Source organism: Psychrobacter sp. ANT_H59 (assembly GCF_008369225.1).
Classification (GTDB): Bacteria; Pseudomonadota; Gammaproteobacteria; order Pseudomonadales; family Moraxellaceae; genus Psychrobacter; species Psychrobacter cryohalolentis.
The window spans coordinates 211,168-230,005 of the sequence record NZ_VOBE01000003.1 but is presented as its reverse complement, the minus strand read 5'-3'; the positions used below and the strand labels follow the sequence as shown (position 1 = coordinate 230,005).

At 43.3% G+C, this 18,838-nt stretch carries 20 protein-coding genes; 10 read left to right on the top strand and 10 right to left on the bottom strand.

Going from position 1 to position 18,838, the window contains the following annotated elements:
* Positions 1–122 precede the first annotated feature (122 nt).
* From FQ083_RS06590 to FQ083_RS06570, 5 genes are all read left to right on the top strand, one after another.
* Positions 123–965, top strand: coding sequence for an undecaprenyl-diphosphate phosphatase (locus tag FQ083_RS06590; RefSeq protein WP_149409292.1), 843 nt, complete (start codon positions 123–125; stop codon positions 963–965).
* A gap of 67 nt (positions 966–1,032) precedes the next feature.
* Positions 1,033–1,923, top strand: coding sequence for a class I SAM-dependent methyltransferase (locus FQ083_RS06585; protein ID WP_149409291.1), 891 nt, complete (start codon positions 1,033–1,035; stop codon positions 1,921–1,923).
* A 40-nt stretch (positions 1,924–1,963) separates the two neighbouring features.
* The gene (locus FQ083_RS06580; RefSeq protein ID WP_011514301.1) at positions 1,964–2,203 is read left to right on the top strand and encodes a hypothetical protein; all 240 of its coding nucleotides are present in this window, start codon (positions 1,964–1,966) and stop codon (positions 2,201–2,203) included.
* Positions 2,204–2,456: 253 nt separating this feature from the next.
* A complete protein-coding gene (ubiA, locus tag FQ083_RS06575; RefSeq protein WP_149409290.1) occupies positions 2,457–3,380 on the top strand; it encodes a 4-hydroxybenzoate octaprenyltransferase in 924 nt (307 codons plus the stop codon).
* Between the two features lie 49 nt (positions 3,381–3,429).
* Positions 3,430–4,047, top strand: coding sequence for a DUF4112 domain-containing protein (locus tag FQ083_RS06570; protein ID WP_227673081.1), 618 nt, complete (start codon positions 3,430–3,432; stop codon positions 4,045–4,047).
* 116 nt (positions 4,048–4,163) lie between these two features.
* Here the strand turns inward: FQ083_RS06570 and FQ083_RS06565 are convergent, their stop codons facing one another.
* The 5 genes from FQ083_RS06565 to ispZ form a co-directional block, all read right to left on the bottom strand.
* Entirely contained in the window at positions 4,164–4,784 is a 621-nt protein-coding gene (locus FQ083_RS06565; RefSeq protein ID WP_262880880.1) for a hypothetical protein, read from the bottom strand.
* A gap of 59 nt (positions 4,785–4,843) precedes the next feature.
* A complete protein-coding gene (gene mnmC / locus FQ083_RS06560) occupies positions 4,844–6,937 on the bottom strand; it encodes an FAD-dependent 5-carboxymethylaminomethyl-2-thiouridine(34) oxidoreductase MnmC (RefSeq protein ID WP_149409287.1) in 2,094 nt (697 codons plus the stop codon).
* 99 nt (positions 6,938–7,036) lie between these two features.
* Positions 7,037–7,441: a hypothetical protein gene (locus FQ083_RS06555; protein WP_262880879.1), complete on the bottom strand. Its 405-nt coding sequence runs from the start codon at positions 7,439–7,441 to the stop codon at positions 7,037–7,039.
* A gap of 86 nt (positions 7,442–7,527) precedes the next feature.
* The gene (locus FQ083_RS06550; RefSeq protein WP_149409285.1) at positions 7,528–7,857 is read right to left on the bottom strand and encodes a YciI family protein; all 330 of its coding nucleotides are present in this window, start codon (positions 7,855–7,857) and stop codon (positions 7,528–7,530) included.
* A gap of 155 nt (positions 7,858–8,012) precedes the next feature.
* Complete coding sequence (ispZ, locus tag FQ083_RS06545) at positions 8,013–8,564, bottom strand: septation protein IspZ (protein WP_011514294.1); 552 nt, start codon at positions 8,562–8,564, stop codon at positions 8,013–8,015.
* A gap of 154 nt (positions 8,565–8,718) precedes the next feature.
* Between ispZ and FQ083_RS06540 the strand changes: the two genes are divergently transcribed.
* Positions 8,719–9,600 carry a PHP domain-containing protein gene (locus tag FQ083_RS06540; RefSeq protein ID WP_149409284.1) on the top strand — a complete coding sequence of 294 codons (882 nt, stop codon included), beginning with the start codon at positions 8,719–8,721 and terminating at the stop codon, positions 9,598–9,600.
* A gap of 166 nt (positions 9,601–9,766) precedes the next feature.
* Positions 9,767–11,287, top strand: coding sequence for a sensor domain-containing diguanylate cyclase (locus tag FQ083_RS06535; protein WP_262880877.1), 1,521 nt, complete (start codon positions 9,767–9,769; stop codon positions 11,285–11,287).
* Between the two features lie 51 nt (positions 11,288–11,338).
* On the opposite strand, the gene truD is transcribed toward FQ083_RS06535, so the two are convergent.
* Positions 11,339–12,514, bottom strand: a complete 1,176-nt coding sequence (gene truD / locus FQ083_RS06530; protein ID WP_149409283.1) for a tRNA pseudouridine(13) synthase TruD — start codon at positions 12,512–12,514, stop codon at positions 11,339–11,341.
* Between the two features lie 171 nt (positions 12,515–12,685).
* Here truD and FQ083_RS06525 point away from each other — a divergent pair, with 171 nt between their 5' ends.
* Positions 12,686–14,326 carry an FAD-dependent oxidoreductase gene (locus FQ083_RS06525; protein ID WP_149409282.1) on the top strand — a complete coding sequence of 547 codons (1,641 nt, stop codon included), beginning with the start codon at positions 12,686–12,688 and terminating at the stop codon, positions 14,324–14,326.
* Between the two features lie 233 nt (positions 14,327–14,559).
* On the top strand, positions 14,560–15,213 hold the full coding sequence (locus tag FQ083_RS06520; RefSeq protein WP_149409281.1) for a GNAT family N-acetyltransferase: 654 nt from the start codon (positions 14,560–14,562) through the stop codon (positions 15,211–15,213).
* Between the two features lie 20 nt (positions 15,214–15,233).
* Here the strand turns inward: FQ083_RS06520 and FQ083_RS06515 are convergent, their stop codons facing one another.
* A complete protein-coding gene (locus tag FQ083_RS06515) occupies positions 15,234–15,473 on the bottom strand; it encodes a hypothetical protein (protein WP_227673079.1) in 240 nt (79 codons plus the stop codon).
* 74 nt (positions 15,474–15,547) lie between these two features.
* On the opposite strand from FQ083_RS06515, the gene FQ083_RS06510 reads away from it, so the two are divergent.
* Positions 15,548–15,916, top strand: coding sequence for a hypothetical protein (locus FQ083_RS06510; RefSeq protein WP_262880876.1), 369 nt, complete (start codon positions 15,548–15,550; stop codon positions 15,914–15,916).
* 150 nt (positions 15,917–16,066) lie between these two features.
* Here FQ083_RS06510 and gorA read toward each other — a convergent pair whose 3' ends face one another.
* The 3 genes from gorA to FQ083_RS06495 form a co-directional block, all read right to left on the bottom strand.
* Positions 16,067–17,422: a glutathione-disulfide reductase gene (gene gorA, locus FQ083_RS06505; RefSeq protein ID WP_149409280.1), complete on the bottom strand. Its 1,356-nt coding sequence runs from the start codon at positions 17,420–17,422 to the stop codon at positions 16,067–16,069.
* Positions 17,423–17,504: 82 nt separating this feature from the next.
* Positions 17,505–17,957, bottom strand: a complete 453-nt coding sequence (locus tag FQ083_RS06500) for a threonine/serine exporter family protein (protein WP_010201359.1) — start codon at positions 17,955–17,957, stop codon at positions 17,505–17,507.
* Between the two features lies 1 nt (position 17,958).
* Positions 17,959–18,765: a threonine/serine exporter ThrE family protein gene (locus tag FQ083_RS06495; protein WP_149409414.1), complete on the bottom strand. Its 807-nt coding sequence runs from the start codon at positions 18,763–18,765 to the stop codon at positions 17,959–17,961.
* Positions 18,766–18,838 lie beyond the last annotated feature (73 nt).

Here is an 18,838-nt window from a genome sequence, read left to right as displayed (position 1 = left end):
CCTTTTCTATATTCAGTGCTTATAAAGCTTTCAAGTGTCGCACGCGACAATAACAGTATTATGAATATAACAATATAAAACAAACGCCTTTACTGTTTTCGGAATTTCTTAGGAATAATTTTGTGGATATTATTTTATTAATTCAAGCTGTCATCATGGGTATCGTTGAGGGTATCACTGAGTTTTTGCCCATCTCTAGCACGGGATATTTAATTTTATCCGCTGATTTGATGGGTTTTTGGACCAAAGAAAAAGTCGATTTGTTTGTGGTGGTGGTGCAGTTTGGTGCTATTTTAGCGGTCATATATGACTATTGGGGCAGACTCTGGCAGGCACTGATGGGTTTGCTGACGGGTAAAGCAGAAGGCATGAGTAATCCACGCCAGCTTGGACTTAGCCTAATTGTCGCGACTATTCCGGTAATGATTGTTGGTTTCACTTTTGCTGATGAGATAAAAGCCTATTTATTTAACCCTATCGTCGTGGCAATTATGCTAATAATCGGCGGTTTGCTGATCTTTTATGTTGAAAATCGCCCGAAAACCATTATTGCAAAAGAAGCAGAAGACGTTAGCCTAAAAACAGCTTTGATGATAGGTTTGCTGCAATGTTTGGCATTGATACCCGGTACATCACGCTCAGGTGCGACGATTATTGGTGCACTGTGGCTTGGCGTCTCACGTAAAGCCTCCGCTGAATTTTCTTTCTTTTTGGGTATTCCGGTCATTATTGGTGCGGCTCTACTAGATTTTATTAAGCATCGTGACGTTTTAACCAGCAGCGAAGATTGGTTAGTGCTAGGCATTGGTACTGTCGTATCATTTATCATCGCCTTGCTTTGTATTCGCTTATTGGTCGCTTGGGTCAGTCGCCGTGACTTTAAAATCTTTGCATGGTTGCGTATTATCACTGGTGTGTTGGTTTTAATAGCCGCTTGGGGTTTTGGTTATCAGATGGCAGGCTAAACTTCATGATGGAATGGTTTTTAATAGAGATTCATGATTTTATAAGTATTAAAAAGGAATGGCAGTCATGACCAATTTGAAGCAAGTGCTGACTGCTGATATAAGCTGCCAACTATTTTATGTTAATGAAACGCAGGCAAGTCAAGTCGAAAGCTTGCAGGCACTCATAGCTGAGCATAAGCTACCCATTATCTTGAATACTGAACTGGTGACAGAGAAATTAAATCAAAAACGTCGCCAGCAGTTAAGCCAGATAGCTACCCAACCTATATTGCTGTTAGATGAAAAAGATAAACTTTCATGGTTGAGTGAGGGGTTAAGCGTTGCCCCCGAATGGGATAAACTGCAGCGGCGCGTAGTCAGTGCAGGGCGTAAGTCGGAGCTGTTATTACAAGCAGCGAAATTGACCGCAGATAGTGAGGTCATTGATGCAACTGCTGGTTTTGGTCATGACAGTTTGATACTGGCGAGTACTGGTGCACAAGTCATCATGCTTGAGCAGCAGCCATTGATGGCGTTATTGTTACTTGTAGAGCAGCTGCGTATGAGTACGCTGCCAAATTGGCAAAAGCTGATGTCACGTTTGCAGATTATTAATACCGATGCGCTCACTTATTTTGCAAGGTTTAATAACTATCTAGGGGCGGATAACGAGCAAGCCATTGATGTGATATATCTTGACCCTATGTTTCCAGAAGACAGTTATCAAGATAGCAAGACGGGGAAAGGCGCGAAAGTCGGTAAGCATATGCAAGCGTTGCATCAATTAGCGCATCCGCCAACGTTAGATGAAGAGCAGCAATTACTACAGTCTGCACAAGCCGCTATTAGTCAAAACGGTCAAAAACAAGGACGTGTCATCGTTAAGCGTCCACAATTTGCGCCGTCACTTGCTCATCAACAGCCAAGTGAAAGCTGGAATAATGAAGCAGTACGTTTTGACGGTTATTTCGTTTAATAATATCAAATAAGACAGCTTATAAATTTAGGAGCAGGGAATGTCTGTATTAATCATTTGGGTTATGGGTGCGGCGTTATTGTTAATCAATATTATGCTGCGTACCAGAATCTTGCGCCTTGAAGCACGTCTAAAAGAGTTAAGTAATCCTAAAGAGCAATTGGCATTTTTACGCCAGCAAGCTGCACAAAAAGAGAAAGTTGCTGCGATTAAAGCCTTACGCAAGCAATATCCCGAGCTATCACTCATTGAAGCCAATAAGATGTGGCAACAAGTCTAGTGGCATTATTAGTATCAAAAAAAGTATAGTCGATTCAATTTAAAAAGAATACAGTACTGCTGGGATAAATTTTACGAAGCCTCTGGAGTGCGAAGCGCACAGCAAGCGAGAGAAATTTATTCCAGCATAATGCTATTCTGAGCGTAACTCTTTTATATTGAACTCACTATAGCGTACGCCAAGTTCTATAACTTAAATTGCTATACACCCAAATCATTATTTACTATTTTCTATCCATGATAATTAAAACGCCATGACATTTAACGACAAGCTACAAGCTTATATTCAGCTGACACGTTTTGATAAGCCAGTAGGTATTGAACTGCTACTATGGCCAACATTATGGGGTGTATTATTCGCGGCGATGGGGCAGGCGCAGCAACAAAGTGCAGGCATTACGGCAGGACTACCCAGTTTCAGTATCTTTGTGATTTTTGCCCTTGGAGCGATATTGATGCGGGCAGCAGGCTGTGCGATTAATGATTTTGCCGACCGTAAAGTCGATGGTCACGTAAGCCGTACTAAAGGTCGTCCGTTAGCTGATGGACGTCTGTCTGCTAAAGAGGCAATTGCAGTATTTTTAGTATTGGTATCATTGAGTGCCAGTCTATTACTGTTTTTACCCATTCAAGTATTCTATTGGTCGTTTGGTGCCGTCATATTGGCGTTTATTTATCCATTTATGAAACGTTATACGCATTTGCCGCAAGTGTTTTTGGCAGCGGCTTTTGGTTGGGCGATACCGATGGCATATGTGGCGATACAAGGCGCGCCTGATATATGGTGTTGGTTGTTATTCCTTGCTTATATGTGTTGGACAGTTGCTTATGATACTCAATATGCAATGGCTGACCGAGAGGATGATATAAAAATAGGGGTCAAATCAACCGCGATATTATTTGGTCGTTATGATGTGATTATCATCTCGTTACTACAGATGTTGTTTTTAATTATCATGGGCGCAGTCATGTGGCGTTATTTTGCGCCGACCAGTTTAGGTATTACGCCAGTCTTTGGCTTGGCGTTAGTCGCGATGATGTTTGCTAAGCAAAACAGTGCGTGTGCCAGTCGTAATGCTTTGGCTTGTTTTAAAGCATTTTTAGCCAATATATGGGTAGGACGTTACGTTTTTGTTCTTATAGCCATCGCTTGTATCTGGACGACTTTTAATGGATAAGCTCAATAAATTTTCGAGACTAAAGACCAAGAAATCATCTGCGCATAATATGCCTAAGAGTGATTATGAGGCAAGATTGGCTGAACATGGACTAACACGCCAGCAGGTCATCGAGACGGAGCGTAAATTGGCAAAATTTGCCAATACCATGGATTCGCTCGTACGTGTGCCTTTTACCAAGCAAGGTATGGGCGCAGATGCTGCGCTTTCGACCATTCCGCTGGCAGGAGATTTAGCAGGTCTGGCATTAACAAGTTATGCATTTATATTGGGTCGTCAGCTCGGTGTACCCGCACATAAAATGACGCCCGCTGTTAGATTGGCACTGATTGATATGGTGGTTGGTATCGTACCGGGTATCGGGACGCTGCTTGACATCTTTATTCGTCCTAGTCGTAAGACCTTGGGCATCGTGCATGAGCATCTACAAAACGAGTATGGCATCACCGAAACCATCCATATGGATCGACCGTTTTTGCATCAATCACTTGAAGATAAGCAGCAAAGTCGTTTTGGCGCTTTTTGGCGCAATCCAATAGTTGCTTGGCTGTATCTGCATATTCCTGATATGTTGGGGCTCATTGTCATTGTCATTATCGGTTGGGGTTTGTGGTCATTGATGAGCTGGCTGGTGAGTCTGTTTGGTAAAACTACTGGATTTGGTTAAATAATAGAAAAATAGGTCAGTTAGGCAATAAAAAAGGCAGCAACGATATCAACGTTTGCAGCCTTTTTTATTGCCATTTCCACTAACTTTACGACATATTTTTATACTTATAAAGCTTACTCAGTAATCACTTCTGCATCGGCACTAATGGCATCAAAGCTTGTCATTTTATTATTTTGAATAAAATCTATGGTACCACCGCCAGCATGACTAACTAGCTGAACATTGCCATCACTTGAGCGATAGGTAGGATTATTACCTTGACCCTCAGGCGCGCTTAAGGTCATTTTAGGTTTGTTCGGTAAGGTGATGATGGCATTAAGCATGCCCGCCGCTGAAGTCTCAAAAACGACTGATAATGATTCGCCCGAGGCACTTCGATATTTAACGTCAGTGATTTGCGCGCCTTTAATGGCTTGCTCTGGATTGGGCGCTGGAGCAGGGTCAATGACTGAGGTATCCGTTGTGCCAAGATTATCCTCTAGCTCCGTTAAGTTCACATCTTGTTCTGGATTCACAGCAGACGCGTTGGCATTAATATCATCAGTAACATTGGGTACATTCATGTTGGAAGTCACAGGTGTCGTTTGAACTGCCAGTTCTGCGCCTGTTTCATTAGTGGTCTCAGGCTCTGGTGTTTTTTTGCAGGCAATCAACAGTGATACGCTTAAAAAAATGGCAGATACAGCCTGAAAATATGGTTTTGATTTTATAAAGGTAGAGGGAAGAGTTTTCATAATAAGACAGCTATCCATTAGTGAGGGTCATAATTAGGCATATAGCTAAGGTACTGAACTTAAATTAATGATTGACGTGTTTTATGCTTATGTACTTTATGTAGCCGCGCCCGATTGGGCGATAGGCGCGCCAACATAGCGGCAGATAAAGGTGTAAAACAGCCTAACATCATATCTGCTAAGGCTTCGGCACATATAGGTGCAATCGCATAACCTTTTGCACCCATTGCTGACATGGTCCATAAACGCTGACTCTGTGCAAGTAATCCGACCAATGGATGATAATCCATCGTTTGAGTACGAATGCCAGCACGCGCATGCCATGTACTGATATCATTTGGCAAGACGCTGCTTAATTCAGGCATATCTTCAATCAACTTGTCATAATTTTGCTGGTTTTCTTCACTGCGAATATCAATATTCGCATCACCATCGATAAAGCTTGCACCAAGTAAAAAGTGCGGCTGATTTTCGCTAATATGGTTCAGTTCCGCATCACCGCTCTGTCCAATAAATGGCGCACAGTAGCCACTGTATTTGAGCGGCAATTTAGGCAGTTTAGTCAGTTGCTGCGCAGTTGGTGTAAACCAAGACAGTTGCCCGCGAATCGTCCGGCACTTAACGATACGTTTATCCAATTGATGGCTTTCATAAGCCGCGCAAATCACAACATGGTCAGCTGTGATAGTCAAAGAGGCTTGGCTCGCATTTTTATCCTCTTTAGAACCTGTCAAAATGACATTGCCCTCGGTTTCCTTAATATTAATAATATTGAGCTGCTGATAGGTGATATTGGGGTGCGCAAGGATAACGGTTTTTAAGGCTTGTGGATTGACCAAACCAGACTGTGGCAGATACAAGTTATGAGCTAAGTCTTTATCTTTTAAACCACTGATATCCTGTGCTTTTTCAGTGCTGATAGTGGTTGCCATAGCATCTGGATAATCTAAAATCTGCTCCGTACCAATATTAGTTTTCACCAATAAGTCTAATGTGCCGGTCTGCTCAAGTATCAGCGGCGATTTTTGGATAGCAGCTTGCTGATTAAAGTATCGATATAATCGACCACTGTATAAATAGCCAATAGAATGCAGATGCTCATAAACATGATGAATAGGCGTCATATTCGGGGCGAGTAGGGCACGCGGATTACCGGATGCACCAGCCAGCGGTGCGTCTTTATCGAGCACTGTCACGCTTATACCACGATTGGCAAGTGACCATGCAGTCAGTAGTCCTGCCACACCAGCACCAATAACGACTGCATTATTAGGATAGTTGGACAAAGGCACCTTATTAGATAAGGTTGAAATAGGCTTATCTAAAGATGACATCTCGCTCATAACGGCCGTGAGCATCTCGCGCTTAGACACAAGCACTTTGCTCTTTTTAATGACAAAACCCTGCGACTGTAATCCACGTTTGATGATACCTGCACAGCTATAGGTAGCAGCAGTCGTGCCAGCACGTGATAGGCGTTGCATGTGGCTAAAGATACGCTCTGTCCATAAGATCTCATTGCAAGAAGGCGCAAACCCATCTAGAAACCAGGCATTGATGTACGGACGCTGAGTAGCTACTGCACTATCTAAACTTGCTAAGCTATCACTAGCATCACCTAGCCAAATATCAAGGGTTAAATTATCCTCAATAAAATCTAGCCGATGACAACCAGCGATAAGAGGAGGATAACTGGTTAAAAGTTGCTCAATCAACAGTGCCAGTTCAGGTGTACGTTGTCCCAGTGGGGCAAGTATCTTTGCTAAGTCATTAAGGAGGACGGGATGTTTTTCGGTAGTAATAAAGTGCAAACGGGCGCTTGCTAAGTGCGGGTGTGTTAATCGAAGCTGTCGCCACAACTGCCAAGTCGCGAGTAAATTAAGTCCTGTACCAAAACCTAGTTCGTAGATCGTAAAGCATTGCTTAGGAATAAGGTTTGCCAATCGCGTGGGCAGCTGATTATGTGCCAAAAATACATGGTGAGATTCTGCTAAACCATCTGCTTGCGAAAAATAGGCATCGCCAAACTCACCTGATACTGGCACTTCATTACCAGCGTCATCAGTTTGCCACTCAATGTTGGCTGGAGAGATAACATGTGCTGGTGTCGTGCTTTTGATTGTATTAATAGCCATAGAAGCTGGTTTGGGCATAATTATTTATCAACCCCACAGTGGTCAAGCAAGTAGGAAGTGGAGCATCAAATCGGTAGACATCAATCCAATAGATGATTTCAATCGATAAAAATGCAACTACCAGCGTTCACGGCGGACAAACACCAGCCATGAGATGAAAATACCGACCAATAGGCTAAGCAAAACAGTAAATGCACCATATAAAAATAATTGACCTTGACTTTCATAAACCAAGACGTTTGCTTGCGTCTGCAAATCATTGACTTGGCGTTGCAGCTGGGCATTACGGCTTAGTAATTCTTGGTTGGCAGCTGATAAAGCTTTATTTGATGGTTGCAGCTGTGCCGCCAAGGTATCGTTAATATCGGTAGCAGGCTTTGCTGCGGTAGCCATTTCTATGACCGGAGCAGTTGTTTGAGGGTCGCTCGATTGAGGAGCGTTGTTAGCTGCGATTAGTGCTGGCACAATCCCTGCTGCGGGCTCGGTTTGAGTAGTCAGTGTTGGCGCTGCATGTACTGACATTGACAGGGCAGTAATAGATACTATGCCCACAAAAACAGTACTTGCAAGACCAGTTTTACGACTTTTTAATGAGAGTAACCGCTGAATCACGATGATGCTACCTCATTTGTTGTGCTGACATTCACTGCTGGTAACGCTTGAATAAATGGCTTGATATCGACATGACTGTAAACACCGTCACGCAAATACGGCTCAGCGCTTGCCCAGTTTTGAGCTGCCTCAAGCGAGTCAAAGTCCGCGATAATCAGGCTGCCTGACATCTCGCTTTTACCATGTTCAATCGGTGTTGGACCGGCGATAATCAAGCGCTGCTCACGATTCAATATTTGTAAGCGCTCAACGTGCTCTGGACGTGTCAGCTGACGTTGCGCGCTACTGCCTGCTACGTCATGACCGATAATGGCGAATAAAGACATGTTGCTTCCCCAATTAATAATAAAAATAGAGCGTTAGAATCAATAACTATCATGCGTCATTTTGTCTTATCAGACTTTGTAAAGCATGATAGTTATCATTGGCATTCAGAGATAACAAAATATCTACTATTAAGTTATCAGCTGCTATTTAACTTTTATTTAGCTGACTTATCCGTCAATGCAGGGTTTAGATGCTTTTTCAATAACAAAAACTGAGCAACTACGAATACTAGCATCAGCGGAATCCAGCCATAAGTTTTAAAGTTAATCCAAGCTTCATCTGACATGGTAAATGCCGTGATATAATGTAGGACAGCCATCATCGCAAAAAACAATGCCCAAGCAATGGTCAGTTTTTTCCAACCACTCATTGTGAGCGAAAAAACGTCTTTCATTGCCAGTTGCATCAAAGGTTTATTGATTGCGGCACTGACCAACAGCGTTAGCGCAAAAATACCGTTAATAATCGGTGATTTCCATCGCAAGTAAATATCGTCACGCAACAGCAGGGTACCACCGCAAAAAACGATAGTTAACAGTAAGACGACCCATTGCTGTTTGTCGAACTTACCCTTTTGACGCACAAAGTGAATCGCATAGACGATGATAGTAGCAACGAGCAATGCGCCAGCTGCCGCTAAAATACCATTGTAACGAGCAGCAATAAAAAACGCGATCAAAGGAATGAAGTCTAATAAGGCTTTCATAGCAAATAAAATGTCCAACTAAAACGTATGCGCTAGTTTACACGTCTACTGCGTCAAAAAAAAGCAATCAACACTATAATCCTCTGATATGAGCTGCTTTGACACTTTTAACCTTATTTTACTCAAGAATATTCAAAACTCTAAGGCTTGCTTTATGAAAATCGATTTACATTGTCATAGTACCTGCTCTGATGGCACTTATGCGCCGGCAGAAGTGGTACAGCGCGCCCATACGGCTGGCATTAATGTATTGGCTTTGACCGATCATGATACCTTGCTAGGTATCGATGAGGCACGCGCCGCAGCAGAAGCTTGCAATATACAACTGATTAATGGCGTAGAAATCAGCTGTGAGCATACTTTGAGCGGCGGTTACGGTAAAAATAAATCTACTAACAAAATTATTCATGTACTTGGGCTTGATTTTACCGACCGCGAGAAAATGCACGCCACCCTACAACAGTTGCAAGACAGCCGCGCGACTCGCGGTCAACGTATTACAGAAAAACTCAGTAAGCTGCTTGGTATCGATTATGATGAGCTGTGGCAAGCTGTTCTTGCTAAAGCTAGTGGCAATCCGCAAGCAGTTGGGCGTGCACATATCGGGCAAGTGTTATTTGAACGCGGTGAAGTAAAGACGGTACAAAAAGCCTTTGATAAGTATTTGGCAGACAATAAATCTGCTTATGTGGCGATCGAGGCGCTGACAATGCAGCGCGGCATTGAGCTGATACAGGAATGTGGTGGCAAAGCGGTGTTGGCACATCCAACGCGGTATCAGCTGTCAGCGACGCGCGTCCGTAAGCTTATCGAAGAATTTGCGCAGCTTGGTGGTGATGCTTGTGAGTTACCTGCCAATAGCGAGCCTGTCAGTACGCGTAAAATGGTTGACCGTAGTATTGCTGAGCACAAGCTTGCTGCATCGATAGGTAGTGACTTTCATGGGAGTAATATGCCATGGCGACGCTTGGGCGATGTCCCCAACATGCATCCCGAACAGCAAGGTATCTGGCAATCTTTTGCGGCTTTATCTTAAATAGAACACAGCTGCACTTATTGACCGATGAATCAATTAAACGGATTGATAAATAGATCAAAAATTGCCACACTCAATGATAAGTTCAGATTTAGTATCAATCATGACACCGGATGGATTGCTCTGGTTTTAACTCAATCACTTTCATTGTTTTCGGTAGCCCATTATGGCTTTTTCGATATCTCATCTAGGCTATAGAAAACTCTCTCGAGTTATTTTCGAGTGGCAGGCTGCTGATAGAGCATTGCTGCTAGCATTGTTTGTGTTGATGGAAATTACCTTACATTGGTTCTGGTGCTTGTATGTTTGGTTTCGTAGAGAGACCTATAGCTCCTATGTTGACATGTCGCTGTTGTATCCTTTATGGATTGGCATTACGCTGCTTGGACTCTTCTTTTTATGGATGATCAGTCGCTCATCGCCTATCAAAACCGGTCACGGCTCGCTACATACGTGGCAGGCGGTATTAATCACACTTTATAGTACTTATATTGCGGTGGTTATTTTGGTAATGGGGCATAGCAGCTTGGTTGCTGGGGTGTCGCTGGTGGGCGGGGCGATGCTGGGTATGATGCTTATACGGCGGCGTTATGTATGGAAGGCTTTTTTGGCTCATAGTATGCTGATTTTTTCGGCTACATTAATTCCCTATTTCGGCTTTACGATTCCCAACCTGCAACAAATGACAGCGACCTCTTTTCCCTTGGATAGCTATAACTATTTGACCTATAGCGAGACCACAGCTATCGAAAATGCCATCTCTGCGTCCATATTTCAAAATGGGACGCTTAGCTGGGATACGTTTAATCAACTGCGTTTTTCTTCCGCTTTTTTTTGGCGCAGCACACATATTTATATGTCGCTGCCAAAAGCGATTTTTATCATCTATATGTTTCGCACGCTGCTGTTGATATTGGATAACAGTAAAGCGGAGATTATGCAGTATGCCAATCATGACGAATTGACCCAGCTGAAAAGTCGCCGTTATGGCTTAACGCAAATGCAGCAGGCGCTTTTGGCAATGGGAGATCAGCAGGACGTCAGTATTATATTATTAGACTTAGATTGGTTCAAAAACATTAATGACAATTATGGTCATGATGTTGGCGATCAAGTATTGTCAGAGGTTGCACAGACCTTATTGAATTCATTGACAGAAGAGGCGATTGTGAGTCGGTATGGTGGAGAAGAGTTTTTAATCGTGCTCCCAGATACCTCGCATGATAGCGTCATGACGATTGCTAAACAGCTGCGACGAGATATTGCTGAGCAAGTCATCAGTGGCGACAACCATACAGATTTTAATGTTACGGCAAGTTTAGGGGTTTATACCTTGACGCATGCTGAGCGTATTCATATTCAAAGTGAATATAGGGCTGATGAGGCAAAAGAAAATGTACAATCGCCAAATAATTCAAAAAAAGACCGTTTATCTATTAAAGAATTGCAAAAAAGCAGCCCAATACAAAACAGCTCGCAACGAAGAATTGCTCACAGAAGAAAACGAGTCGCCACAGAAATCGCGAAGGCACAATTGCCCATCGACATTTGCCAGCGCTTGATTTGTATCGCTGATAAAGCACTATACGAAGCCAAGGATCGCGGACGTAATCAAGTCGTTAGTGCCAACGAGATACTAGCAGCAGAAAATAGCACGGTTATCTCATTTTATACCGCTAGCAAATAAATTAGTACTTTAACCTTTTAGGTCCTTAACCGGTTATGACATAGATAATGTCTAGGTATTTAATTCTTGTACCAAACTTGCTAATAAGCTGGTCGCAAAGCTACCGGTCGTCAAAGTAAAGTTTAAGATCAGTATCTGACTATCTTCTTTATCCTGCCATTCCCAACTTAATGCTTCAATAGGTAATCGTAGTGCTCGCCTTTGCGCCTTGATATCACGCTGCTCTAGACCTGTGGCTAGCTGTGTTAACAATGGACTATGCGCTACGGTGTCCGCTTCCATGGCTGCCGCTTTGCCGCTGACCTTCTCATTACCTGTGCCCCACAGCACGGCGGTCGGATGGATATCGCCTGATTCAAGACGGGCTCGTAAGGTATCGTCTATCTCGTCGCTTGCAAATATCGAGCCTGAGCCATCTAGATTAAATACTTCACCTGCAAGTCCGTGGTTCCAGCTGCCATCACGGACACGTGCTGCCAATATCTCATTAAATATCAAACTGCGTGCCGCCGATAGCTCCATGGTGTTTTGCTCGCGTGGCACGCGTTTACGTTTGCCTTTATTAGACGGCGGACGGGCCTCAGGTACAGGACGCGCAAACAACGACAATGCTTCTCTAATATTGTTGCCACTGCGACCAAAGCGCTGCGGCCCAAAATAATTGGGCACGCCACTTTGACTAATAATCATTAAGTGCTGCTCAACGGCTTGCTTAGCAGACAATAGCTGTTCAGATGATGGTGATGGTGTATCAAAGCCTACAAATTCAATATCACGCAAGGTAATAATAAATTGATTGGCGCGGTGCGTGCCGCGATTGAGCTTTTTATTGTGCCACTGCTGCTCAAGGATAGTGATTGACTCATTAGCACCGATATCTAAGGGCGCAAACTCAGAGTCTGGTAATTGCTTCTTTGGTATGCGCAGGCTAAACCACTGTGTTGTTAGCGCATGACGGTCTTTCAGTCCTGAGAAGCCGACATCACGTAAAGGAATATCCGCCCATTCGGACAATAATTTGGCAAGATACGCCGTGTTCATCCCTGACTTTTGGATATGTAACCATAAATGCTCACCTTTGCCCGTGAACTCTAATGGTAGCAACTCGTTAACAATAAAATCCGTGGTATGAGCCTTGTAAGTAGCATGCTTTAACAGCGGCTGTATCGGCTGCGGTAAATTGGCAGTATTAGTGGCAGCGGTAATATCATGGTCTTGAACAGTCATAAGATAGTCTTTTACGTTTTATAGAACATTAATAGGGATTAAAAAAGCAGTCATTACGTTTTGCAACGTGGTCAATATACAAAAGAACAGCATAAGTGAAGGAGGCTTGCTACTATCGATAAGTCTCGACACGCTTTAAACAGGAACCATTATAACCGTTAAGGATGACTTATGAGTAAGGCAGCTACTATAAATACAGTCACTATAAACAAAGCCGACATTATCAGCGGCGGTATGAAATCGTACAAGCAAGATGATGATGGTATCATTTTAATTACCCGTGACGACAGCACGTTTCGCGCTTTTGATGGCAAATGTCCGCATGCTGGAGCAGATTTGGGTACAGGTTTGCGTTGTGGTAATCGCGTTATTTGTCCTTGGCATCATGCAACTTTTGATAGCAGCGACGGCGCATTACTGGAGCCAATCGCGACAACAGGCTTGACTCAATATCAAATCATAGATAATGGCGACAGCCTAACGGTTGATACCTCAGCCAAGATAGATAAGCAGGTTGAAAATGATAAGCTGACTGATACTCATACTATTATCGTTGGCGGTGGCGGTGCAGGGTTTATGACTGCCCATCAGCTACGCAATACTGGCTACGGCGGCAAGATTACCTTGGTGAGTACCGAGGAAAAGGCCCCTTATAATCGTCCTTTATTATCCAAGGCTTTTTTGGCCAGTAATATGCCAGAAGAAAAGCTATTGCTGGGCGGTACAGATTGGGCAAGCAAACACGATATTGAGCTGCGCTTAAACCAAACGGTCAGTGAAGTGTTGCTCACTGACCGTAGTATCGTGATAACAGATGAAAAGGGTGATAACAACAAGCTAACAGCGGAATTTTTAGTTGTGGCAACTGGCGCTGAGCCCAAGATTCCACCTATTAAAGGGGCAACGCTTGATGGTGTCTATACCTTGCGTAGTATGGATGATGCCAAATTAATCAAAGCCGCCAGTCATGATCAGCGCGTAGTCATCGTCGGGACGGGATTTATCGGTATGGAAGTCGCTTCAGCATTGGCGCAGTCGGGTACGACAGCTTCTATCACTGTTATCGGTCAGGACCATCGTATGATGGGCAATATTGTGTCCGAAACGGTCAGTAATGCACTGATTAAATTGCATAAAGAAAACGGTATTCAGTTCTTATTTAATGCCAGCGTTGCTGAAATCATTGCAGCTGAAAATACTACCAGTAATAACGAAGAGAACTTCTCACAAGTGAATGGCGTTAAATTAGCCAATGGTGAGCAAATCGATGCCGATATCGTGATTTTAGGAACAGGTGTCGCACCACGTATCGAGTTATTACAGGATACCAATCATCCAGATGGCGTACCAGTCGATGAGCATCTACAACTGCGCGATGGCGTTTATGCGCTTGGGGATATCGCTAAAGCCCCCAGTCAACTTGGGCGTATGCGTATTGAGCACTGGCGGGTTGCATTGCAACATGGCATGGTGACGGCAGCAGCAATATTAAATGATGACGAGGTCAAATCGTTAGATGAGCGTATTCCTTTCTTTTGGACGATGCAATATGGCAAAAGTCTGCGTTATAGCGGACATGCTACGACGCCAGATCATGGCATTCTAATGGGTTCGCCAGATACTTTTAATTATATCGAATACTACTTCGATGATGAAAATGAAGATACACGCGCTAGTGCCGCAAGCTCGCTTGGACGTGATAAAGAGCTGGTGGCATTCTCTGAGCTGTTGCGCCAAGGTCATGCGCCAACACGTGCACAGATTAACGCCGGCTTTGATATTATTGAGCAAGCGCAGGCGTTATCGCGCTAGTAATGAAAATGGATAAATATTACTATTAAAGCTGAGCTATTTATTTAGGTCAGCTTTTTAATCTAGGATAGATATCAGATAAAAAACTTACGTATTTTATCAATACATGAGGCAGATAGAATTTTTTGCAGCCTCTGTCGGCGGAGGCACAGCACGCAAGAAAATTTCTATCTGCCTCTTTATGAATTTCTTATAATGAACTGAATATACGGATAATAAAAGGACAAAATAATATGAATGAAGCCCAGACTAACAACGACAATATTAATAACGACAATGCCAATAAAGAAACTGTTTTCTTACGTCAAGCAGAAGCTAGTGATATTGGCGCACTTGAGCAGCTATTGAACCGCTGTTATCGGCAGACAGAAGGCTGGACCAATGAAGCAGACTTAATCGGTGGTATTCGTATTACTCAAGATGAGCTGGCTCGTACTATCGCTAATCCTACCCATTATCTCTTTGTTTATCCGAAAACCACAACAGGCGAGCGTGATGGAGAAGAAATGGGTGAGCTGTTAGGATGTATCGGAGTTGATATGCAAGTTAATGCTACTGCTGATAAAAAAGCTTATATCGGTATGTTTGCCGTCCATCCTGAGCTACAAGGGCAGGGCGTTGGCAACGTGATTTTGCAAGCAGCCGAGACATTTGCAGGTCGTCATCTACAACCAGATGAGCAAGCCACTGATAGTCAAGCAACCGATAAAAAACCGGCTCGTTTGACCATGTCTATTTTAAGCCATCGTCCTGAGCTATTGTCTTATTATCAGCGCCGCGGTTATCAGCTAAATGGCAATAAAATGCCGTTTCCAAATGATGGTAATAATGGCGAGCCAAAGCGTCAGGATTTGGAATTATTAGAATTAGAAAAACTAGTCAGTTAAAAAATATGTAGAGGCTAATATTATCGACCCCAAAAGTATTTGAAAGTCATAAACAGTCCTATACTCAGCAGTAAAAATGCCACCACAATTAAGCGCTTAAACCAGTTAAACGCTGGTAAGCGTGTGGCATTGTCATTAGAGGTAATATAGGCAAATAAAAATATCAGACTGACAACCAAGGTTAAAATGCCAAGCCCAATCGGTAATATAAAAAAATACGCCTGCCACATGAGTATCTCGCAACCATCATTATTAAGCACATCATAGCAGCATCCCGATTGTACTGTCTGACTTATAAGCACCTTAAATTTTATAAACATATCAGGACGACGACGTGAGAAATTTCAAAAAATCGGTATTCATTATGGTATTCATGCCGTTTTTTGCCGCGTGTTCTAATGCGCCTCCTGAAAATACGGTTGAAGGGCTGATCGAAGCGCAATATGAGCAAACTACCAAGATAGTAGAGGACGCAAAGGCTAACGCAGGCAATGATAAGATGGCAAAAGCCATGAGCGGCATGATGGAGACCATGATGCCAAAGCTCGAGCGCATTGAGAATATCGACTGCGATGCCATTGAGGGTGAAAATGCCTATCTCTGTAGCGCTGATGTCACCCAAACGATAGCGGGTAATAGCCAAACCAACAAGACGGGATTTAAAGTTTATCTAATTAATGATGAGTGGGTATTAGGTAATTAGAGGTTTTGATACTTTTTAATAAATAAGGGCTAATAAATGAGGGCTAATAAATAAGCACTTCTATTGGTTGCTGATAATAAAAAAGGATACCCAAACGGTATCCTTTTTATATCATAGATAAGGCTATTACTAATATTACCTAGTCCATTGCTAGCGCATCGTCACAAACTCTTCTGAGCCAGTGGGATGAATGGCGACGGTATTATCAAAGTCAGCTTTGGTTGCGCCCATTTTGATCGCTACCGCAAAGCCCTGAATCATCTCATCCACGCCAAAGCCGATACCGTGCAAGCCAATGACTTTTTCTTCCTCGCCTAAACATATCAGCTTCATTGTAGACTTTTGGCGATGCTGAGTCACCGCACTATACATATCCGTAAAGGTGGAGGTATAGCATTTGATATTGTCTTTACCAAATTGATTTACGGCATCGATTTCAGACAAACCAATGGTGCCAATAGGAGGGTGAGTAAAGATAACCGTCGGTATCAGCTCATAGTTTAGATGCTCATTAGTCTTATCATTAAATAAGCGCTCAGATAGGCGACGACCTGCGGCAATAGCCACCGGCGTCAAATCAACACTGTTTTCGATAATATCGCCTACCGCATAAATCCCTTTAACATTGGTGTTTTGGAATTTATCGACTATGATTTTGCCAAACTCGGTCGTTTCCACGCCCGTCACTTGCAAATTGATATTGTCCGTCGAAGGCGCACGACCAATCGCCCAAATCAAACAATCTACCGTATCAAGAGCACCATCTGTGGTACACAAAGTCAGGCTATCATCGTCATTTTTAACAACTTCAGTGAGCATGGTGTTGGTATGCAGCTGAATACCGTCTTGCTCCATCTCTATCAGCAAAGTCTCCACAATGGTGTGATCAAACGAGCGCAGCGGCGAGTGCTGACGGACATACAAGTGTACCTCAGCGCCAAGACTATTCATCACACCAGCGATCTCAACGGCGATATATCCCGCTCCAACGATAGCGACCCGTTTTGGCAAATGATTTAAGGCAAAAAAACCATCAGAATCGATGCCATGTTCTGCGCCTCTGATATTTGGCTTAATAGGATGACCGCCTGTAGCAATCAAAATATGGTCAGCGGTAATAAGCTCGCCATTCACTTCTACGGTATGATTATCAACAAATTTGGCAAAGCCTTTTATCACTTCAACACCGTTTTTTGCCAAGTTATTGTCATAAGCGCGGTGAATGTTTTGAATATATTGTTGACGGCTCTGTACCAGTTTTTGAAAGTCAAAGCCTTTTAGTTCAACGTCAAAGCCATAATCTGGCGCATACTTATGAATGGCTCCAGCAACCTGTGCGCCATACCACATCACTTTTTTGGGTACGCAGCCCAAGTTCACGCAGGTGCCGCCTAATTGGTTGGCTTCGATAATGGCACATTTTTTGCCATAGCTCGCGGCTCGATTAATCGAGGCGATGCCGCCGCTACCGCCGCCAATGGCGATATAGTCATAGTGTTTAGTCATATTGAGTCTCTTTATTAAGGGGTTATTAATGTAATTTGGAACGTTAATTGAAAACAGTGCCTAGCTAAGAGCAGTCCGCCATCTATACGATGGCACGACGTCTATAAAATAATAGTCCAGGAATGGACAAGCCCAGCACCAATCCTGAAGTCACAAATAAGGCTTCAAACAAATACACCATCATTTGGCTAAATAACTCGTCGGAAAAGCCAAAATAGCCAATCTGTACCATACTGACCATCGCCTTATAAGCAGCGATACCTGGCATCATACAGATGACACTGGGCGAAATTAATGCTTTGGGCGGTAGCGTGTACTTTTTAGAAAAATACACCCCCAAGAAGCTGGCAAGCATCGCCCCAAAAAAGCTGGCCACAACGAGATGGACATGTTGATAGACAAGAGCCGTCTTTAGCCCGAATCCAAACGCGGTCATCAGCAAACAAGGCAAAATATAACGTTTGGGAACGCTAAACATCAGCGTCCAACCAAGGGTGATGATACACGACAGCACCACGGTTTCAATGAACCACATGTCAAAATCCCCAGTGCTGTATTCTAAGTAAGCCCAGCGCCATTACGATACCAACACACGCGGACAAAGTCAGCATATAGGTAAAAACGGCACGCCCAATCCCAATATTGACATAGCCTTTTAGGATATCTGAGAAAGAATTGATCAAAGGAAAGCTTGGCACTAATAAGAGTACACTAGAGGCAACAGCAATATCGGCATTATTACCAATATCAAAATAATAGGTAGTCGACCCAATTAAAGAGGCAATAAAAGCGGTCACGATGACCGCTATAAAGGGATTAAAATGGTGCTTGGACAGGTAGATACGAGTGAGCATCGCCACCATACCCGCGATAAAGGTCACGGCGGTAATTGACCAACTGCCGCCGTTTAGATAAGCAAATGCAGCACAAGATGCGCCAACAAACACAGCCACTAGCCACGTCGGGTAAACGGTCTTATCTAATTCATCAAAGGCAAGTGTGGTGCGTTCAGTCAGCTCAGGCTTCAGTTTGTCATTATCATTATCTGTGAGGGCTTCGGTTTTATTGACAATTTGCTGAATTTGTACCAATAAATTGACATTGATGCTTTGATTGATCGTGTCTCTGGTGGTGGTGATACAGCGCTCATCACAGATAGTGGTTAAGGTAATGGCATTAAAATTCAGCGAACATTCCACGCTGTTCATCCCCAAAGCAAGCCCCAAGCGTTTACATAAGTCCACCACTACGGCAGACTCAGCGCCATATTGCATAAGGAGTAAGCCGCAACGCACGCATAATCGAGTAATGTGCTGTTGCTGTACGTAGCTGGTAGAGGTCATTGAGGGTGTACGCATGTTGGCTATTGTGATATTTGTGAATTGTTATAATGTATCGATGAGGCAAGGTAACGAT

Excerpts from the sequence above, each read along its gene's own strand:
- FQ083_RS06585 (WP_149409291.1), top strand. The coding sequence starts at position 1,033 with ATGACCAATTTGAAGCAAGTGCTGACTGCTGATATAAGCTGCCAACTA.
- FQ083_RS06580 (WP_011514301.1), top strand. The coding sequence starts at position 1,964 with ATGTCTGTATTAATCATTTGGGTTATGGGTGCGGCGTTATTGTTAATC.
- ubiA (WP_149409290.1), top strand. The coding sequence starts at position 2,457 with ATGACATTTAACGACAAGCTACAAGCTTATATTCAGCTGACACGTTTT.
- FQ083_RS06570 (WP_227673081.1), top strand. The coding sequence starts at position 3,430 with ATGCCTAAGAGTGATTATGAGGCAAGATTGGCTGAACATGGACTAACA.
- FQ083_RS06565 (WP_262880880.1), bottom strand. The coding sequence starts at position 4,784 with ATGAAAACTCTTCCCTCTACCTTTATAAAATCAAAACCATATTTTCAG.
- mnmC (WP_149409287.1), bottom strand. The coding sequence starts at position 6,937 with ATGCCCAAACCAGCTTCTATGGCTATTAATACAATCAAAAGCACGACA.
- FQ083_RS06555 (WP_262880879.1), bottom strand. The coding sequence starts at position 7,441 with ATGTCAGTACATGCAGCGCCAACACTGACTACTCAAACCGAGCCCGCA.
- FQ083_RS06550 (WP_149409285.1), bottom strand. The coding sequence starts at position 7,857 with ATGTCTTTATTCGCCATTATCGGTCATGACGTAGCAGGCAGTAGCGCG.
- ispZ (WP_011514294.1), bottom strand. The coding sequence starts at position 8,564 with ATGAAAGCCTTATTAGACTTCATTCCTTTGATCGCGTTTTTTATTGCT.
- FQ083_RS06540 (WP_149409284.1), top strand. The coding sequence starts at position 8,719 with ATGAAAATCGATTTACATTGTCATAGTACCTGCTCTGATGGCACTTAT.
- FQ083_RS06535 (WP_262880877.1), top strand. The coding sequence starts at position 9,767 with ATGGCTTTTTCGATATCTCATCTAGGCTATAGAAAACTCTCTCGAGTT.
- truD (WP_149409283.1), bottom strand. The coding sequence starts at position 12,514 with ATGACTGTTCAAGACCATGATATTACCGCTGCCACTAATACTGCCAAT.
- FQ083_RS06525 (WP_149409282.1), top strand. The coding sequence starts at position 12,686 with ATGAGTAAGGCAGCTACTATAAATACAGTCACTATAAACAAAGCCGAC.
- FQ083_RS06520 (WP_149409281.1), top strand. The coding sequence starts at position 14,560 with ATGAATGAAGCCCAGACTAACAACGACAATATTAATAACGACAATGCC.
- gorA (WP_149409280.1), bottom strand. The coding sequence starts at position 17,422 with ATGACTAAACACTATGACTATATCGCCATTGGCGGCGGTAGCGGCGGC.
- FQ083_RS06500 (WP_010201359.1), bottom strand. The coding sequence starts at position 17,957 with ATGTGGTTCATTGAAACCGTGGTGCTGTCGTGTATCATCACCCTTGGT.
- FQ083_RS06495 (WP_149409414.1), bottom strand. The coding sequence starts at position 18,765 with ATGACCTCTACCAGCTACGTACAGCAACAGCACATTACTCGATTATGC.